Consider the following 671-nt stretch of genomic DNA (forward strand, 5'->3'; position numbering starts at 1 on the left):
GGAAGTGGAAAATAACGGCTTCGGTGATGGCAGTGCTGTGCAAAACTTGGTGGATGCATTGAATGCAGAAATCGATGACGCAGACGATCATTACACTTACGTTGAAATCGCAGATAAAGACAAGTACCAAGAAGAGTACTTCGGAAGCGATGCGATCATGGTTGCTATCTTGTACCGCGCGAAAGTGGTCACGCCAAAAGAAGCGGCGAAAGTGATCTTCACGCCAGAGCAGCACATTGCCGAAAACACCATTACTCGTAAAGATGGTGCTGAGAGCAACCCTGCGTACGACAAATACCAACGCCACAGCTTGTTGCAAACCTTCACGGTACAAGAGAGCGGTGAAGATCTTTCTATCGTCGTTAACCACTTCAAATCGAAAGGTTCTGAATGTATTGAAGAGTGGATCGCTGGCGTAGAAGACTCGGAGCCTGCGGATCTGCAAGGCAACTGTAACAACTTCCGTGTTTCCGCTGCGCACGCAGTGGGTGAAGCGTTGAAAGACGTGAAAGGCGATGTGTTGCTGATGGGGGACCTCAATGCGTATGGCATGGAAGATCCACTACTGACACTGACTGATTACTCGAAAGAGAAATACGGACGTGATATTTACACCGCGGGTTACACCACAATCAACGGTGGTGAGTTGCAAGTTGAGCAAACGCAAATCA

The 671-nt window shown here is 48.4% G+C and carries 1 pseudogene; it reads left to right on the plus strand.

The annotated features are described in order from the left end of the window. Positions 1-671, plus strand: a pseudogene (locus R7R24_RS27365) (nuclease); the annotation flags it as partial.

The sequence above is a fragment of the Vibrio sp. 704 genome (genome assembly GCF_033339295.1).